We start from the raw sequence: 18,299 nt of genomic DNA, 5'->3' as shown, positions 1-18,299 counted from the left end.
TTTTTATCCCTATTGATTTTAAAGGATGTTTCTGACTCTTTTAATCTAGTCTTTTTTAATAACATTATCTTTCTTACAAATAAAATAAAAATAACCTAACGCTCTGATTGTCCAAAAATTAAGGGTTTTTACTCAAAAGTGGTTAAACTTATTAACAAAGTGGTATATAGTGGTAAAATGTGGTAATATTTTTTATATTTTTGCTCAACATCATTTAAACTTTTTACTTGGATACAATTATTGGAACATATGAATGTAAAGTTGATGCTAAAGGAAGGTTGCTGTTGCCGGCGCCTTTAAAAAAGCAATTGGCTTCTTCTCTTCAAAACGGTTTTGTTTTGAAGCGTTCCGTGTTTCAGCCTTGTTTGGAGTTGTATCCTATGAAAGAATGGGATTTGATGATGCAAAAAATTAATAAATTGAACCGATTTGTAAAGAAAAATAATGACTTTATCCGCAGGTTTACCGCTGGAGTAAAAGTGGTTGAGATAGATGCTTTAGGTCGGTTATTAGTGCCTAAAGATTTAGTGGTTTTTGCGAGTATTGCTAAGGAAGTTGTGTTTTCATCGGCAGTGAACATTGTTGAGATTTGGGATAAAGATTTATACGAAAAATCGATAAATGGTGAAGATGTTGATTTTGCGGATTTGGCAGAGGAAGTAATGGGAAATATAAATGACGACGACAATGGAATATCATAATCCGGTTTTGCTTCAGGCATCAGTAGATGGTTTAAATATTAAGCCAGACGGCATTTATGTAGATGTAACTTTTGGTGGCGGAGGCCATTCAAAAGAAATTTTGAAAAGACTGGGACCAGATGGTAAATTATTTGCTTTTGACCAAGATGAAGACGCATTGGCAAATGCTTTACCAGACGAAAGATTTACGCTTATCAATGAAAATTTCCGTTTTATAAAACGGTTTATGCGTTTTTACGGAGTGAAAAGTGTTGACGGAATCTTAGCGGATTTAGGCGTTTCATCACATCAATTTGATGTTCCGGAAAGAGGTTTTTCTACTCGCTTTGATGCGGGTTTAGATATGAGAATGAGTCAAAAAAATGATTTAAATGCGTATCGTGTTGTCAATGAGTATGATGAGGCGAATTTAAGAAGGGTATTTTTGGATTATGGTGAATTAAAAAATGCACCAGTTTTGGCAAGAACAATTATAGAAGCCAGAGAAGATCTACCAATCAAAACAACGGATGAATTAAAAGAGGTCTTGGCGAAATATTTACCTGAAAGAGTTAGAAATAAAATATTGGCTCAAATCTATCAGGCCATCCGAATTGAAGTAAATCAGGAAATGGATGTTTTGAAAGAATTCTTGGAGCAATCCTTAGAAATATTAAATCCAGGCGGCAGATTAAGCGTGATTTCGTATCATTCTTTAGAAGATAGATTAGTGAAAAGATTTGTGAAAAATGGAATGTTTGAAGGAGAGCCAGAACGTGATTTTTTTGGTAATTTTTCGGTTCCGTTTAAAACTATTGGAAAATTAATTGTTCCGGATAACGCTGAAATAAAAGAAAATAATAGAGCAAGAAGTGCCAAATTAAGAATAGCTGAAAAGAGATAATTAGTTATGAAAAACGGAGTTTACAGCTTATTAAAAGCTAGATTTCTTATAGATGATGATGCTGTTAAAAACTGGCGATTCATTGTTTTTATAATTATTTTGGCGATTGTTATGATTGCTAATACGCAACGTTTTGAACAGAAAGTATTTATGATTGCCGATTTGACAAATCAAGTTAAAGAATTGCGTTCGGAATTTGTCGACAGACGTTCAGAATTGATGAAATTGAAAATGGAATCGACTGTTTCTGAAAAAATGGTAGAAAAACAAATTTTTCCGTCAACAGTTCCTCCTGTTAAAATCAAAGTTAAAAAAGAAGAAGAAAAAAGCTTTTTCAAAAAAATATGGCAGTAGAAGATAAATACATATCGTACAGAATTTATCTAGTAGCATTCGCTATCTTTTTGATGGCCATTGCGATTGCCGTAAAATTAACAAATATTCAATGGGTCGAGGGTGATTATTATAGAAAATTAGCCAAAGAAAGAACCGTTAGAAATTTTGTGATTCCTGCTAATAAAGGCAATATTTATTCGGCTGATGGGAGTCTTTTAGCAACTTCTATTCCTAATTATGAAATTCGATTTGATGCTGTTGCTCCAAAAGCAGAAGCATTCGAAAAAAACGTGAAGTCATTGTCAGATTCACTGGCATTAGTTTTAGGAAAGCCGTCAAATTTTTTCCAAAACGAATTAAGAAAAGCCAGAGCTAACAAAAACAGATATTATTTAGTTGCCCGTAAATTAAGCTATACTCAGTATTTTAAAATAAAAGGTTTTCCATTATTTAATTTGGGTGCTTATAAAGGTGGAATTATAATCGAACAAGAAACCGTAAGAGAACATCCGATAGGGAGAATTGCTGAACGAACTGTTGGTTATGAGAGAACTTCTCATGGTGCATCACTCGATGGAAAAGGAATTGAATGGGCTTTTAGAAAATATCTGAACGGTAAAGACGGGAAAATTTTAAAGCAAAAAATCGCAAAAGGGCAATGGAAACCAATACGGGATATCAATGAAGTTGACCCGCAGGATGGTTACGATGTGATATCGACAATTGATGTTTATATTCAGGATATTGCGCATCATGCATTGCTAAAACAATTGGAATTGTATCAGGCAGACCACGGTTGTGTTGTTGTTATGGAAACAAGTACAGGTCATGTGAAAGCAATTTCAAATTTGGGAAGAGCTACTGACGGAACGTATTTTGAAACAACTAATTATGCAGTAGCCGAATCTCATGAGCCGGGTTCTACTTATAAATTAGCCGATTTAATGGCACTTCTTGAAGACAAAAAAGTAGATACCAGCGCCGTTTATGACAGCAATGGTGGAGTCGTTGTTTATTCAGGAAGAAAAGTTCGGGATTCACACGAAGGCGGTTATGGAAAAATTTCTTTAGCAAGAGGTTTTGAACTTTCGTCGAATACGGTTATGGTTCAAGCCGTTTATAATAGCTATAAAAATGAACCTTCAAAATTTGTAAATCACCTTAATAATTTTGGATTAAACAGACCTCTGGGACTTTCGATTAAAGGAGAAGGTCGTCCTTATGTTCCACAACCAAGTGATAAGCACTGGTCAAATATTTCACTTCCTTGGATGGCTTTTGGATATGGAGTTTCTATTACGCCAATGCAAACATTAACCTTTTATAATGCTGTTGCTAACAATGGAGAAATGGTTAAACCGCAGTTTGTTTCTGAAATCAAGGAGTGGAATAAAACAATAAAAAAATACGATAAAGAAGTTTTGAATCCTAAAGTATGTTCGCAAGAAACAATCAAAAAACTAAAAGCCGTTTTAGCGAATGTTGTAAAAAAGGGAACAGGTTCAAAACTCTATTCTAAAGATTTTTCGATGGCAGGAAAAACCGGAACAGCTGCCGCTAATTATGGTAAAGATGGTGGCTCAGGAAAATATTATATTTCCTCTTTTGTTGGTTATTTTCCAGCGGATCATCCTAAATATTCTTGTATAGTTGTAGTACATAAACCAAGTACAGCGTTAAATAATTATTATGGTGCTGATGTGGCAGGCCCAGTTTTCAAACGTATTGCGCAAAAGATTTTTACCGATGCGCCTTCAACTAATGAGATTAAAAATTTAGATAGGAAAATACAGAAACAAGAAAACAATTACGATTCGTATTTTGTAAAGTCACAAAAGAAAGAACAATTAATTCCTAACGTAAAAGGAATGTCAGGAATGGATGCTGTAGCCTTATTGGAAAATTTAGGTATAAAAGTAAAAGCTATTGGAGTTGGAAAAGTGAAAAAACAATCGCTTCAGGCAGGACAAAACATAGTTAGAAACACAACAATTTTATTAGAATTATCGTGAAAATCTTAAAAGACATATTGTATAAAGTTGCTATTGAAGCGGTAAAGGGTCCGACGGATATTGCCATAAACAAAATGGATTTCGATTCTAGAAAAATCGAGGTCAATGATGTTTTTGTTGCTATTCGTGGTTCAATTTCAGATGGTCATGATTTTATAGAAAAAGCAATTCAGCAAGGGGCTCTAGCTATTATATGCGATACATTTCCGGAGAATATTGTAATAGGAATTACTTATGTTCAGGTAAAAAATACCAATTCAGCGGTAGCATTTATGGCTGCAAATTATTTTGGAGACCCTTCTCAAAGCTTAAAGTTAGTTGGAATCACAGGCACAAACGGCAAAACAACGATTGCGTCTTTGTTATACCAATTATTTAAAAAAGCAGGTTTTAAAGTTGGATTACTTTCTACTGTAAAAATTTTAGTTGACGATGTTGAATATAAAGCGACTCACACCACTCCGGATTCGATTACAATAAACCACTATCTACAAGAAATGGTAGAGAACGGTGTTGAATATTGTTTTATGGAAGTGAGTTCTCATGGTATTCATCAAAAAAGAACAGAAGCATTGCATTTTGTTGGCGGTATTTTTACCAATTTGTCTCACGACCATTTGGATTACCATCCAACATTTGCAGAATACAGAGATGTAAAAAAATCGTTTTTCGATAATTTGCCTAAAACGGCATTTGTATTGTCCAATATTGATGATAAAAATGGACCAGTGATGTTGCAGAATACTGCAGCTAAAAAATTGACTTATGCTTTAAAAACCTATGCTGATTATAAAGCGCAAATTCTGGAAAATCAATTATCAGGTTTATTATTGAAAATAAATGGAGATGAAGTTTGGGTAAAACTAATAGGGACATTTAATGCTTATAATTTATTGGCTATTTATGGAACGGCGGTTGAATTAGGGATGGAAAGTATGGAAGTCCTTCGATTATTATCTGATTTAGAAAGTGTTTCAGGACGTTTTCAATTTATTGTTTCCACTTCAAATATTACAGCGATTGTAGATTATGCGCACACGCCGGATGCATTAGAAAATGTGCTAAAAACAATCAATGACATTCGTACTAAAAACGAGCAATTGATAACTGTTGTAGGTTGTGGTGGCAATAGAGACAAGACTAAACGTCCAATTATGGCTGGAATTGCAGCTGAGTTGAGTGATAAAGCAATTTTCACTTCGGATAATCCAAGAAATGAAGATCCAGAAGTTATTATTACTGAAATGGAGCAAGGTGTTGGACCTCAAAATTATAAAAAAACATTGACTATAACAGATAGAAAGCAGGCGATAAAAACGGCTTGCCAATTGGCTCAGCCAAATGATATTATTTTAATTGCCGGAAAAGGGCATGAGACGTATCAGGAAATAAATGGCGTTCGTCATGATTTTGACGACATGAAAATAGTGAAAGAAATATTAGTCCAACTTGGAAAATAAGGGTCAAAGGATTATTTGATTATTCAAATAGTCACAAAATCAAAAATTAACGAAATTAAAAAGCAACGATTAACCAAATAAACAAAGATATATGCTATACTATTTATTTGAATATTTAGACAAAACATTGGATGTTCCTGGGACAGGCGTTTTTCAGTACATCACTTTTAGATCGTCATTGGCGTTGTTGCTTTCTTTGCTGTTATCTACAATTTATGGTAAAAGAATTATCAGTTTCCTACAAAGACAACAAGTAGGAGAAACGGTTCGTGAACTTGGTTTAGCAGGTCAAAATGAAAAAGCAGGGACGCCAACAATGGGAGGTTTAATCATCATATTTGCCACTTTGGTTCCAGTAATACTTTTCGCAAAACTGCATAATATTTATATCGTTTTATTGATTGTGACTACATTATGGATGGGAACGATTGGTTTTATAGACGATTATATCAAAATTTTCAAAAAAGATAAAGAAGGGCTAAAAGGTATTTTTAAAGTTGTAGGTCAAGTAGGTCTGGGTTTAATAGTTGGGACAGTTCTTTATTTTAGTCCGGCAGTTACAGTGCGTACCGATACTTCAACATCAGATATCTTTAAAGTCACAACAACCGGAACGGTTATTCTGCCTGCTCCAGTTGAAGAAAAATCAACGGCAACAACAATTCCTTTTTTTAAAAATAACGAATTTGATTATGCGGAACTATTAGCTTGGACGGGTGAAGGATATGAAAAATGGGCATGGTTGATTTTTATTCCAGTTGTTATTTTCATCATTACTGCGGTTTCTAACGGCGCTAATTTAACGGACGGGATTGATGGACTTGCCGCAGGGACTTCAGCAGTTTCAGTTCTTGCGTTAGGAATATTTACGTTTGTTTCGGGGAATATAATTTTTTCCAATTATTTGAATATAATGTACATTCCTAATTCGGGGGAAATGACGGTTTTTATAGCTGCTTTTGTGGGATCATTAATTGGATTTCTTTGGTACAATTCCTATCCGGCATCAGTTTTTATGGGAGATACAGGAAGTTTGACTATCGGTGGAATTATTGCAGTTCTGGCAATTGCTGTTCGAAAAGAAATGTTGATCCCGTTATTATGCGGAATTTTTCTTGTCGAAAATCTATCCGTTGTTTTACAAGTAAGTTATTTTAAATATACAAAAAAACGCTTTGGCGAAGGCCGAAGAATATTTCTAATGTCCCCTTTGCATCATCATTATCAGAAAAAAGGGTACCATGAAAGTAAGATTGTAACCCGTTTTTGGATTGTTGCTATAATGCTGGCCATATTGTCAATTGTCACTTTAAAATTAAGATAAGATGAGGCTAGTAATTTTAGGTGGTGGAGAAAGCGGAGTAGGAACTGCTATTCTGGGTAAGAAAAAAGGATACGATGTTTTTGTGTCTGATTTTGGAAAGATAAAAGGAAATTACAAAGAGGTTCTTATTATTAATGAAATTGCTTGGGAAGAAGAAAAGCACACCGAAGATTTGATTCTGAATGCTGATGTGGTGATGAAAAGTCCCGGTATTCCAGATAAATCTCCAATGATAAAAAAGCTTTTAGCAAAAGGTGTTTCAGTATTATCTGAAATTGAGTTTGCAGCTCCTTTTACAGATGCGACTATAATAGGTATTACCGGAAGCAATGGAAAGACCACCACTACGATGTTGACCCATCATTTGCTGAAATCAGCAGGATTGAATGTAGGATTAGGAGGGAATATCGGGAAGAGTTTTGCTTGGCAAGTTGCTGAAAATAACTACGATTCTTATGTGCTGGAATTGAGTAGTTTTCAATTGGACGGAATTATAAATTTTAAGCCACATATTGCGATTATTACGAATATTAGTCCAGATCATTTAGACCGATACGATTACAAATATGAAAATTACATTGATTCAAAATTTAGAATTACAATGAATCAAACCGAGGAAGATTACCTCATTTATGACGCAGACGATGAAGCCATTACAGAATGGTTTAAAACACACACAACAAAAGCTAAATTAATTCCTTTTTCATTGACCAAAACGTTCAGCGAAGGAGCTTATATAAAAAACAACAAAATGGAAATTTCAATCAATCAAGAAGAGTTTACAATGGACACAGCGCATATTGCCTTGGAAGGAAAACATAACATGAAAAACGCAATGGCAGCAACCTCTGTGGCAAAATTAATGCAAATTAGAAAAGCTACCATACGGGAGAGTTTATCTAATTTTCAAGGAGTAGAACACCGTCTTGAGAAAGTATTGAAAATTCAAAACGTACAATACATCAATGATTCAAAAGCAACCAATGTAAATGCCACTTTTTTTGCATTAGACAGCATGAATACGCCTACGGTTTGGATTGTGGGTGGCGTTGATAAAGGAAATGATTACAATGAATTGATGTCATTAGTTCGTGAAAAAGTGAAAGCTATTATTTGCCTTGGCGTGGACAACAAGAAAATAATAGATGTTTTTGGCAATGTGGTTGATATGATGATTGAAGTTGACAATATGAATGATGCGGTGAGAATGGCGCAACGATTATCAGAAAAAGGAGATACGGTATTATTGTCGCCTGCTTGTGCCAGTTTTGATTTATTCGAAAACTACGAAGACAGAGGAAATCAGTTTAAGCAAGCGGTTAAGAATTTATAAAAACGTTTAAGGTTTAAAGTTTAAGGTTGAAAAACGTTAAACTTTAAACACAAAAACTTTAAACAAAAAAGAAATGAAACAACTAATAAACAATTTAAAAGGAGATAAAGGAATTTGGTCATTTGTGGCCTTATTAGCCTTGTTTTCATTTATGCCTGTTTTTAGTGCGAGCAGTAATTTGGCTTATATTGGTCATGGAACTGGAAATACATTAGGTTATCTGGTAAAACATTTAGCGCATATTGCCTGTGGTTTTACGATTATTTATTACGTACATAAAATTCCCTATCATTATTTTCGTTCTATTTCTAAATGGTTATTGCCTGTAGTATGGGTGGTTTTGGCCATTACAATGATAAAAGGAACGGTGATTGGCGGAGCGAATGCGAGCAGATGGCTTCAAATTCCTTTTGTGGGGATTTCGTTTCAGCCCTCGGCTTTTGCTGCTTTGGTTCTGTTTGTATTTGTGTCGCGCTATTTGTCCAAAACGAGAGAGAAAGCGATTGATTTTGTTGAATCATTAAAAGAGCTTTGGTTGCCGGTTTTTATAACGCTGATGTTTATCTTACCCTCAAATTTTTCGACCACCGCTCTTATTTTTTGTATGATTATAATGCTTGCCTTTATTGGTAAATATCCTTTAAAATACATTGGAATAATTATAGGTTCTGGGATATTATTTTTAATGTTTTTTGTTTTGCTTTCCAAAGCTTTTCCGGATGCAAAATTTTTTAACCGCGTAAAAACGTGGGAAAGCCGTATCGAAAACTTCTCAACGGATAAGCCCGATGAAGATGATTACCAAATAGAAAAAGCTAAAATTGCAATTGCCTCGGGACAACTATATGGATTAGGTCCGGGTAAAAGTGTTCAAAAGAATTTTTTACCACAATCGTCTTCCGATTTTATTTACGCCATTATAGTTGAGGAATACGGACTTTTAGGAGGTTTGGGAGTTCTTGGATTGTATTTGTTATTGTTGTTTCGATTTGTGATCGCTTCGCACAAAGCCAATACATTGTTTGGGAAATTGGTAGTCATCGGATTGGGTTTCCCCATGATCTTTCAGGCGATGATTAATATGGCCGTTGCAGTGGAATTATTACCCGTTACCGGACAAACATTACCATTAATAAGCAGTGGAGGAAGTTCCATCTGGATGACTTGTTTTGCACTTGGAATTATCATTAGTGTAACTAAAAAGGAGGAAGAGATCGCTCAGGAATTAAAAGACGCGGCTAAAAGAGAAGAAGCACTTCAAAAACTAATCGATAGAGAATTAGAAGAGGAAGTTGTGACAGAAGAAAATTATTCTATTGAAGATAAAGCTACGAATCCAATGCATGCAGTTTTAAATAAGTAATTCGGTTTTCAGAGAAAAAGTAAATTATAAAAACTTAGGAACTCAGTAACTTTAATAAAAATGAAACACTATAAATTCATATTAAGCGGTGGCGGAACAGGCGGACATATTTATCCGGCGATTGCAATTGCCAATGAACTAAAATTTCGTTTTCCTGATGCCGAAATTCTTTTTGTAGGTGCCAACAATAAAATGGAAATGCAAAAAGTACCTCAAGCAGGTTACAAAATCAAAGGACTTTGGATTGCAGGATTACAACGAAGACTGACATTTGATAATGTGCTTTTTCCAATTAAATTGCTTTCAAGTTTGTTAAAATCCAGAACGATAATAAGGGACTTTAAACCGGATGTTGTTATTGGAACCGGAGGTTTTGCTAGTGGGCCTTTACTGCAGATAGCAGGAATTGCGGGTATTCCAACAGTAATTCAAGAACAAAATTCCTATCCTGGAATCACCAATAAATTATTGAGTAAAAAAGCAAGCAAAATTTGTGTTGCTTACGAAAATCTGGAAAGATTTTTTCCAAAAGGGAAAATGATTTTGACCGGGAATCCAGTGCGTCAGGATTTAATTGATATCGAAAGTAAAAGAGCGGAAGCCATTCAATATTTTAATCTAGACTCTGAAAAGAAAACATTATTAGTTCTTGGAGGAAGTCTGGGAGCAAGAAGAGTCAACCAATTAATCGAAAAAGAATTGGAAAATATTCTTTGTCAAAATGTTCAGGTGATTTGGCAATGCGGGAAATTATATTTAGAAGATTATAAAAAATATAACAAAGAAAATGTTCAGGTTGTCGCTTTTATCGAAAGAATGGATTTAGTTTATGCTGCTGCAGATGTTATTATTTCCCGAGCAGGAGCGTCATCAGTTTCGGAATTGTGTATTGTTGGGAAGCCAGTAGTTTTTATTCCTTCACCAAATGTTGCTGAAGATCACCAAACTAAAAATGCACAGGCGATTGTTGATAAAAAAGGAGCATTAATGCTCAAAGAATCGGAGCTTGATTCGCAATTTGGTCTTGTTTTTGAAGCCTTGTTGAAAGATCAGGGAAAACAAAACCAGTTGAGTGAAAATATAAAACAATTGGCTATGCCAGAAGCAACAAAACAAATTGTTGACGAAATTGTGAAGTTGATTAAATAGAAAGAAAAAAGATAATAGTGCAAAGACTTAAAATAATATGAACTTAAATCAAATACATAACGTCTATTTTATAGGAATTGGAGGCATCGGGATGAGTAATCTGGCGCGTTATTTCAAGAATTTGGGAAAACAAGTTTCAGGATACGATAAAACAGCTTCAGCGCTTACGAATGAATTAATAGAAAGCGGAATTTCAATTCATTTTGAAGACAGTATCGATTTAATTCCAACAGATTTTTACGTAGAAAATACGTTGGTGATTATTACGCCAGCAGTTCCAAAATCGCATTCGGAATGGAATTATTTCTTGGAAAGAGATTTTCAGGTTAAAAAAAGAGCCGAAGTTTTAGGGATTATTACAAAAGATACTTTCTGTTTTGCAGTAGCGGGAACACATGGAAAAACGACTACCTCAGGTATTTTAGGTCATATTTTGCACGAAAGTGGCGCTGATGTTACTGCTTTTATTGGTGGAATTGTAGAAAATTATAATTCGAATTTAATAGGAAACGGAAAAACAGTAACTGTTGTTGAAGCTGATGAATTTGACCGTTCGTTTTTGCATTTGCATCCTAATATTGCCTGTATTACATCAATGGATGCAGACCATTTGGATATTTATGGAACCAGTGAAGCGATAGAAGAATCTTTTGTTGAATTTGCTTCTAAAGTAGAAGATAAGAGCAAGCTTTTTATAACGAAAGAATTGCCATTAGAAGGTATAACGTGTGCTGTAAATGAAGTTGCTGTTTTTAAAGCTTTTAATGTTAGAGTAGGAAATGGCAGTTATGTTTTTGACGTACAAACTCCTACGGAGATAATCAAAGATTTGTATTTTGGATTACCAGGTAAACACAATTTGATGAATGCATTAATGGCTATTGCAATGGCAAATATATTCGGCACCCCAACCGATGCCATTGCAAGTGCCATTAAATCATTTAAAGGGATAAAAAGAAGGTTTTCGTATCAAATTAAAACAGATAAGTTAGTTTATATTGATGATTATGCACACCATCCAACGGAGATAAATGCAGTACATCAGGCGGTTAGAGAATTGTATCCAAACCAAAAAGTTTTGGCAATTTTTCAACCACATTTATTCAGCAGAACGAGAGATTTTGCGGATGATTTTGCCAAAAGTTTATCTGCTTTTGATGACGTAGTTTTATTAGATATTTATCCGGCCCGTGAATTGCCAATGGATGGCATAAATTCACAATGGTTGATGGATAAAATGACCAATAATCATAAAAAAATTGTTGCTAAAAATGATTTAATACCAACAATTTTAGCTAGCGATGCTACCGTTATTGTAACTATTGGAGCAGGAGATATTGGAGAATTAGTGCCATCCATTAAAAAAGCGATAAATGAAACTATTTAATTGGACAAATATTCGATTAATACTAATGTTTATAGTAGTAATTTTTCTGTTTTCGTTTACGTCAAATCGAAATAAAAACAGAAAATTGACTAAATCTGTAGTGGTTTTTGTTGGAGATAATGCGCCTTTTGTTAAACAGGAAACGGTTAATAAATTGTTAATAGAAAATAAACGAGAGGCATCAAGCATTCAAAAAGTTGATTTAGATTTGAATAAACTGGAAAGAACGCTAGATGCACAAGAAATGATTGAAAAATCAGATGTATTTGTGAGTATTGACGGTGTGTTGAAAGCAGTAGTAAAACAAAAAACTCCTATAGCTAGAGTTTTTGATGATGGTGGTTCTTTTTATATTGATTACGAGGGGAATAGAATGCCACTGTCAACTAATTTTACAGCGAGAGTTCCACTTGTATCCGGGGGGATAAATAAAAAAAATAACGAAGATTTAGCCGACTTATTTCGAGCAATCTATGACGATGCGTTTTTGAAAAAAAACATCATTGGAATTGAAATTATGCCGAATGGTAGCTTAAAAATGCTCAATAGAAATTTCGATTATCAAATTGATTTTGGTAGAATGATAAATGTGGAGCGAAAATTTAAGAATTACAAAGCTTTTTTTCAGAAGGCGGTTTTAGATAGTTCGTTGTATAAATATAAAAAGATTGATCTCCGATTTACGGAACAAGTAGTTTGCACTAAATAATAGATAATGGAAAAAGAGAATATTGCAGTAGGTCTAGATATTGGGACAACTAAAATAGTTGCCATGATAGGCAAGAAGAATGAATACGGGAAACTAGAAATTTTAGGTGTAGGAAAATCTAAAAGTTTAGGTGTGGCCAGAGGCGTTGTAAATAACATCACTCAAACCATACAATCAATACAACAAGCGATACAAGAAGCCGAAAATAATTCAGGCTATAAAATAAAAGATGTAGTGGTGGGAATTGCGGGCCAACACATCCGTAGTATTCAACATACAGACTACATCAGCAGAAATAATCCAGAGGAAGTAATTGGAGGAAATGATATTCAGCTTTTGATTGACCAAGTAAATAAATTGGCAATGTTACCTGGCGAAGAAATAATTCATGTTTTGCCACAAGAATTTAAAATTGACGGACAATCTGAAATTAAAGAGCCTATAGGAATGTATGGTGGAAGATTAGAGTCCAGTTTTCATGTTGTAGTAGGACAAGCCTCATCAATACGTAATGTAGGCAGATGTATTCAAAGTTCAGGAATTGAATTGTCAGGTTTAACCTTGGAACCATTAGCTTCGGCAGATGCAGTTTTGAGTCAGGAAGAAAAAGAAGCAGGAGTTGCACTTATCGATATAGGTGGTGGAACAACAGATTTAGCCATTTTCAAAGATGGTATTATTCGTCATACAGCGGTAATTCCTTTTGGGGGAAATGTAATCACAGATGATATTAAAGAAGGATGTTCTATCATTGAGAAGCAAGCTGAATTATTGAAAGTTAAATTTGGATCTGCTTGGCCAGGGGAAAATAAAGACAACGAGATTGTTTCTATCCCAGGATTGAGAGGTAGAGAACCAAAAGAAATTTCATTAAAGAATCTTTCTAAAATTATTCATGCTCGTGTTGTTGAAATTATTGATCAAGTTTTTACGGAAGTGAAAGCATACGGACACGAAGATCCTCGTAAAAAACTAATCGCAGGAATAGTACTTACTGGTGGTGGTGCTCAATTGAAACACATCAAACAGCTAGTAGAGTATATTACAGGAATGGATACAAGAATAGGATATCCAAACGAACATTTAGCTGGAAATTCAGACGAGGAGATTTCGAGTCCTTTATATGCTACTGCAGTTGGATTAGTAATGAACAGCATTGAAAATAATACTCAAAGTGCGGTTAGAATGGATGCAATTGAACAACCAAAAGCACCAGTTTACAGACAGCCGATAGTTCAAGCGCCAGTAATTGAGGTTTCTGAAGAGAAAGTTGAGGAAGAGGCACGAAACACTAATGAAAAGCAGAATTCTACAGTGAACAGAATTCAGAGAAATTTCTTCGACCGTTATGTGGATAAGATTAAGGATTTCTTAGATAATGCAGAATAAGGGCAGTGCCCAAAAAACACAATAAATAATAAATATCAAAAACCAAATAAAATGATGAGCAACTCAGAATTTGGAAGTATTTCATTTGATTTACCAAAGAACCAATCAAATGTAATAAAAGTTATTGGTGTAGGTGGAGGCGGAAGTAACGCCATAAATCACATGTTTAAACAAGGAATCAAAGGCGTAGATTTTATTGTATGTAATACAGATTCTCAGGCCTTACAGAGCAGTTCCGTGCCTAACAAAATACAGTTAGGAGTACATTTAACTGAAGGACTTGGTGCTGGAGCAAACCCAGATGTAGGTCAGCAATCAGCTATTGAAAGTATTTCCGAGATTGAAAAAATGTTGGACCGCAATACTAAAATGGTGTTCATCACTGCCGGAATGGGTGGTGGAACTGGAACAGGAGCTGCACCAGTAATCGCACAATTGGCTAAAGAAAGAGATATTCTTACTGTAGGAATTGTGACATTACCTTTCTTATTTGAAGGGAAAGTGCGTCAGGAACAAGCATTAATTGGTATAGAAAAGTTACGTAAACAAGTCGACTCTTTAATTGTTATCAATAATAACAAATTAAGAGAAGTGTATGGGAATCTTGGTTTCAAAGCCGGGTTTTCAAAAGCAGACGAAGTTTTGGCAACAGCCTCAAGAGGAATTGCTGAAGTAATCACGCATCACTATACTCAAAATATTGATTTAAGAGATGCCAAAACAGTATTGTTTAATAGCGGAACGGCTATTATGGGATCTTCTGTTTCTTCAGGTGAGAATAGAGCTAAGGAAGCCATTATTGCGGCTTTAGATTCTCCTTTGTTAAATGATAATAAAATTACTGGTGCCAAAAACGTATTGTTGCTTATCGTTTCTGGAACTAATGAAATTACTATTGACGAAATTGGAGAAATCAATGATCATATTCAAGTTGAAGCAGGTCATAATGCGAATATTATCATGGGTGTTGGTGAAGACGAATCGCTTGGAGATGCTATCGCAGTGACTATAATCGCTACAGGTTTTGATATTGAACAACAAAATGAAATCGTAAATACAGAGCCTAAAAAAATAATTCACACACTAGAGGATGAACAAAGAAGTGTTCATAATCTAAGTAATAAAACGGTTACTGGATTCGATTTGAATACAGAATCTCCAGTTTCTAATTCAAACGAAAGAATTGTTTTCGATTTGTTAGAAGATACTGTAGTTGCGCCTGAACCAGTGGTACCAACACCAGCGCCAACAATCAATAAAGAAGAGTTGATGGTTATGTCTGAATTTATTAAAAATTTAGATGTCACTTTCGAAATTGTTTCTCCTATCACTGATATTGATTTCACAATTACATCACCTGTAGCCGAAGTTAAAGAAGTAAAAGCGGTACAGCCAAAAGTTATTGAAAGACAAGAACAAACTACTTTCTCCTTTGATTTGCCACTTTTCAAAACAGAGCCGGTAGCACAAGTGGAGGAAAACAAAGTTTTGTTTGAACTAACGAATGAAACTCGTGATATTAAAGTAAATGAAGCAGTTCAATTTGTTCCGGTAACGGAATTGACTGACAACGGAATTATCAAATATTCTCTTGAAGAATATATGGAGCCTGAGAATGATTTCATGGCTAAGCCAGTTGCTAAGACTCCAGAAGTTGTTATTCCGGCTGAGTTGAACATTACCATGAAACAAGTTAATACACCGGTAAATACACCAGTTGATTTTGATGCTATTTCTCCTATGGAAATGACTATCGAAGAATCATTAAGAATGAGAGCTGATGAAAGAAGAAAAAAATTAAAAGAATTCAATTACAAGTTTCATAATAATGTTTCTAAAATTGATGAGTATGAAAAAGAGCCTGCTTACAAAAGATTAGGAATAGACATTTCAAACAATCAAACTAATAATACAAATTCAAGAATTTCTGTTGGAACAGACAGCAACAACGATCTACAGTTGCGTTCTAACAACTCGTATTTGCATGACAATGTAGATTAACTAACTCAAACCAAAATGAGAAAGCCCGAAAATTTAATTTTCGGGTTATTTTTTTGTGTAGTGAGAAGAAAGCAATCTATTGTTAATTCCAGTAAATTTCTTTAAATTTGTCGGGCCTTAATCCAGCTGTCGTTTCAAGCTTTTTCTCGAAAATGCTTTTTTCTAAGTCCTTAAAAGAGCTTCTAAAGTCGCTTTTTAAGTCCAATAAAAAATACATTTTCTCCTAAAAAGGCTTTTCACTACCATCTGGGGCATTAAAAAAGCAGTCGTTTTCATAATTAGCATTTCAACAATCGATTAAACAAATAATCGATTAACCAAATTAACAATAAAGAATATGAGTTTATCAGTACAAATCATGGACGAAATGAAAATCGCCATGAGAGCCAAAGATACAGTTGCACTTGAAGCGTTAAGAGCTATCAAATCTGAAATCTTGTTAGCACAGACAGCTACAGGGTCTAAAGAAGAAATAACAGAAGATGACGAGGTTAAATTGCTTCAAAGATTAGTAAAAACCCGTAAGGAAAGTGCTAGAATTTTTACAGAACAAAACCGTTTGGATTTGGCTGAACCAGAATTAGCTCAAATTGCAGTAATCGAAAAATTCTTACCGGCACAATTAAGTGAAGTAGAAGTAGAAGCAGTGATTGCAAAAATCATTTCCGAAACTGGAGCTTCAGGTATTGCTTCAATGGGAAAAGTGATGGGGTTGGCTGCTGCGCAATTAGGCGGAACTGCTGAAGGAAAAACCATTTCTACACTAGTTAAAAAATTATTGACATAAATAGATTCATGATTAACGATTTTACTTCACAGATTCAAAATCGTTAATTAACATCTAATATAATAATGACTGCGTAGTTCAACTGGATAGAATATCAGATTTCGACTCTGAGGGTTGCAGGTTCGAACCCTGCCGTGGTCACGAATAAATAGAATAGGATAGAAAAAATATCAAGCTCGCTTGAAATAATTTTTTCTATCCTATTCTATTTTCAAAGCGGAGCTTTGAAGGTAGGACGAAGTCAACCCTACCGCGGTCACAAATAAACAAAAATACTCCAAAATAATTTCAAGTAAACTTGATTATTTTGGAGTATTTTTGTTTTAAAGGAGACAAAAAAAATATGACAGAACAACTTTTTATTTCTATACTTTTTGGGACATTATTCCTTCTAATAATTATTTTTAGAGTTCTGGAACCTGCTTATCTCTTACTATTCAATAAACCACTTTACATCCATTGGTATCCTTTCTCCAAGAAATTAAAATCAAACCAACGACAAATTTTAGTAAATGAATTTCCATTTTATAATAGGCTTTCCGCTAAAAGGAAAATGTATTTTGAACATAGAGTGAATAAGTTTATTAGGAATTATCAGTTTATAGGTAAAGAGATTGCTATTATGGAACACATGCAAATGTTGATCGCTGGAACTTATGTGATGTTAACTTTTGGAATGAGAAATTATCTCGTCAGTTTATTCAACAAAATAATTATTTATCCTTCCAGTTATTTTTCTATGGTAAATCAACAATATCATAAAGGAGAATTTAATCCTGGAATGAAAGCCGTAGTTTTTTCATGGGATGATTTTTTATTGGGGCACGCAACATCAAATGACAATATTAATCTTGGCCTACATGAGTTTTCGCATGTACTGCATTTTCATTGTTTGAAAAGTAATGATCCAAGTGCTATTGTCTTTTTTGATGAATTCAATGAAGTAATAAAATATTACACAGATCAAAATTTAAATAATGAGCTACGGCAAAAAGGCTATTTTAGGCTGTATGCCTATGAAAACCAATTTGAATTTTTATCGGTAATATTAGAACACTTTTTTGAAACGCCTCCTATTTTTAAAACAACCCATCCTCAATTATATGCACATATTGCTAAGATGATTAATTTTAAAGAAGAATATTTAAATTGAAAGGGATCATTCAAATCAGTTTAATTCGGTTTTATATTTTATAATATGTTCTTTTTTATTAAAAGCCACTGGTAAGTTGCTAAAAAGAAAATCGTTATGTAAAATGAAATAGTAACGCCATATTTTTATATATTTGTCCATAATTGTAATAATCATTTTATACTCAAAAGAAAATGATATTAGTTCTACAAAAAAGAGCAATTACTACACGATTGAAATTATCATCATCAGGAATTATCTTTGTAAGGTTAAGAGTCTATAATCACAGATATTATTATGGACATGATTTTAAAAAAAGCAATTACAAGAATA

15 protein-coding genes and 1 tRNA gene are annotated in these 18,299 nt (G+C 34.1%); all 16 read left to right on the top strand.

Features of this window, described 5'->3' with window-relative positions:
• The first annotated feature begins 227 nt into the window (after positions 1-227).
• The 16 genes from mraZ to ACM55I_RS01115 all read left to right on the top strand — a co-directional run bounded on the left by mraZ (position 228) and on the right by ACM55I_RS01115 (position 17,987).
• Complete coding sequence (gene mraZ / locus ACM55I_RS01190; protein WP_416844965.1) at positions 228-701, top strand: division/cell wall cluster transcriptional repressor MraZ; 474 nt, start codon at positions 228-230, stop codon at positions 699-701.
• Positions 676-1,584, top strand: coding sequence for a 16S rRNA (cytosine(1402)-N(4))-methyltransferase RsmH (gene rsmH / locus ACM55I_RS01185; protein WP_416844964.1), 909 nt, complete (start codon positions 676-678; stop codon positions 1,582-1,584). Before mraZ ends, rsmH begins: the two co-directional genes overlap by 26 nt.
• Before the next feature lie 6 nt (positions 1,585-1,590).
• Positions 1,591-1,938 carry an FtsL-like putative cell division protein gene (locus tag ACM55I_RS01180; protein ID WP_416844963.1) on the top strand — a complete coding sequence of 116 codons (348 nt, stop codon included), beginning with the start codon at positions 1,591-1,593 and terminating at the stop codon, positions 1,936-1,938.
• Positions 1,929-3,932 carry a penicillin-binding protein gene (locus ACM55I_RS01175; protein ID WP_416844962.1) on the top strand — a complete coding sequence of 668 codons (2,004 nt, stop codon included), beginning with the start codon at positions 1,929-1,931 and terminating at the stop codon, positions 3,930-3,932. The genes ACM55I_RS01180 and ACM55I_RS01175 overlap by 10 nt, the downstream gene beginning before the upstream one ends.
• Complete coding sequence (locus tag ACM55I_RS01170; RefSeq protein WP_416844961.1) at positions 3,929-5,392, top strand: UDP-N-acetylmuramoyl-L-alanyl-D-glutamate--2,6-diaminopimelate ligase; 1,464 nt, start codon at positions 3,929-3,931, stop codon at positions 5,390-5,392. Before ACM55I_RS01175 ends, ACM55I_RS01170 begins: the two co-directional genes overlap by 4 nt.
• 91 nt (positions 5,393-5,483) lie before the next feature.
• Positions 5,484-6,716: a phospho-N-acetylmuramoyl-pentapeptide-transferase gene (gene mraY / locus ACM55I_RS01165; protein WP_416844960.1), complete on the top strand. Its 1,233-nt coding sequence runs from the start codon at positions 5,484-5,486 to the stop codon at positions 6,714-6,716.
• A 1-nt stretch (position 6,717) separates the two neighbouring features.
• Complete coding sequence (gene murD / locus ACM55I_RS01160) at positions 6,718-8,049, top strand: UDP-N-acetylmuramoyl-L-alanine--D-glutamate ligase (RefSeq protein ID WP_416844959.1); 1,332 nt, start codon at positions 6,718-6,720, stop codon at positions 8,047-8,049.
• 73 nt (positions 8,050-8,122) lie between these two features.
• Positions 8,123-9,412 (top strand): FtsW/RodA/SpoVE family cell cycle protein, encoded by a 1,290-nt coding sequence (locus ACM55I_RS01155; protein ID WP_416844958.1) that lies wholly within the window; start codon positions 8,123-8,125, stop codon positions 9,410-9,412.
• Between the two features lie 60 nt (positions 9,413-9,472).
• Positions 9,473-10,561 (top strand): undecaprenyldiphospho-muramoylpentapeptide beta-N-acetylglucosaminyltransferase, encoded by a 1,089-nt coding sequence (gene murG, locus ACM55I_RS01150; RefSeq protein WP_416844957.1) that lies wholly within the window; start codon positions 9,473-9,475, stop codon positions 10,559-10,561.
• A 37-nt stretch (positions 10,562-10,598) separates the two neighbouring features.
• A complete protein-coding gene (gene murC, locus ACM55I_RS01145) occupies positions 10,599-11,948 on the top strand; it encodes a UDP-N-acetylmuramate--L-alanine ligase (protein ID WP_416844956.1) in 1,350 nt (449 codons plus the stop codon).
• Complete coding sequence (locus tag ACM55I_RS01140) at positions 11,935-12,657, top strand: cell division protein FtsQ/DivIB (protein WP_416844955.1); 723 nt, start codon at positions 11,935-11,937, stop codon at positions 12,655-12,657. The genes murC and ACM55I_RS01140 overlap by 14 nt, the downstream gene beginning before the upstream one ends.
• Positions 12,658-12,663: 6 nt before the next feature.
• The gene (gene ftsA, locus ACM55I_RS01135) at positions 12,664-14,046 is read left to right on the top strand and encodes a cell division protein FtsA (RefSeq protein ID WP_416844954.1); all 1,383 of its coding nucleotides are present in this window, start codon (positions 12,664-12,666) and stop codon (positions 14,044-14,046) included.
• Between the two features lie 51 nt (positions 14,047-14,097).
• Positions 14,098-16,047 carry a cell division protein FtsZ gene (gene ftsZ, locus ACM55I_RS01130; RefSeq protein WP_416844953.1) on the top strand — a complete coding sequence of 650 codons (1,950 nt, stop codon included), beginning with the start codon at positions 14,098-14,100 and terminating at the stop codon, positions 16,045-16,047.
• Positions 16,048-16,384: 337 nt separating this feature from the next.
• Positions 16,385-16,834 carry a GatB/YqeY domain-containing protein gene (locus tag ACM55I_RS01125; protein WP_416844951.1) on the top strand — a complete coding sequence of 150 codons (450 nt, stop codon included), beginning with the start codon at positions 16,385-16,387 and terminating at the stop codon, positions 16,832-16,834.
• 67 nt (positions 16,835-16,901) lie between these two features.
• Positions 16,902-16,975 (top strand) — tRNA-Arg (locus tag ACM55I_RS01120).
• A gap of 202 nt (positions 16,976-17,177) precedes the next feature.
• Positions 17,178-17,987, top strand: a complete 810-nt coding sequence (locus tag ACM55I_RS01115; protein WP_416844949.1) for a zinc-dependent peptidase — start codon at positions 17,178-17,180, stop codon at positions 17,985-17,987.
• The last annotated feature ends 312 nt before the right edge of the window (positions 17,988-18,299 follow it).

Source organism: Flavobacterium algoris (assembly GCF_048158525.1).
GTDB classification, from domain to species: Bacteria; Bacteroidota; Bacteroidia; order Flavobacteriales; family Flavobacteriaceae; genus Flavobacterium; species Flavobacterium algoris.
Note: the sequence above shows the minus strand (reverse complement) of the source record. Positions and strands in the feature narration are given on the sequence as shown.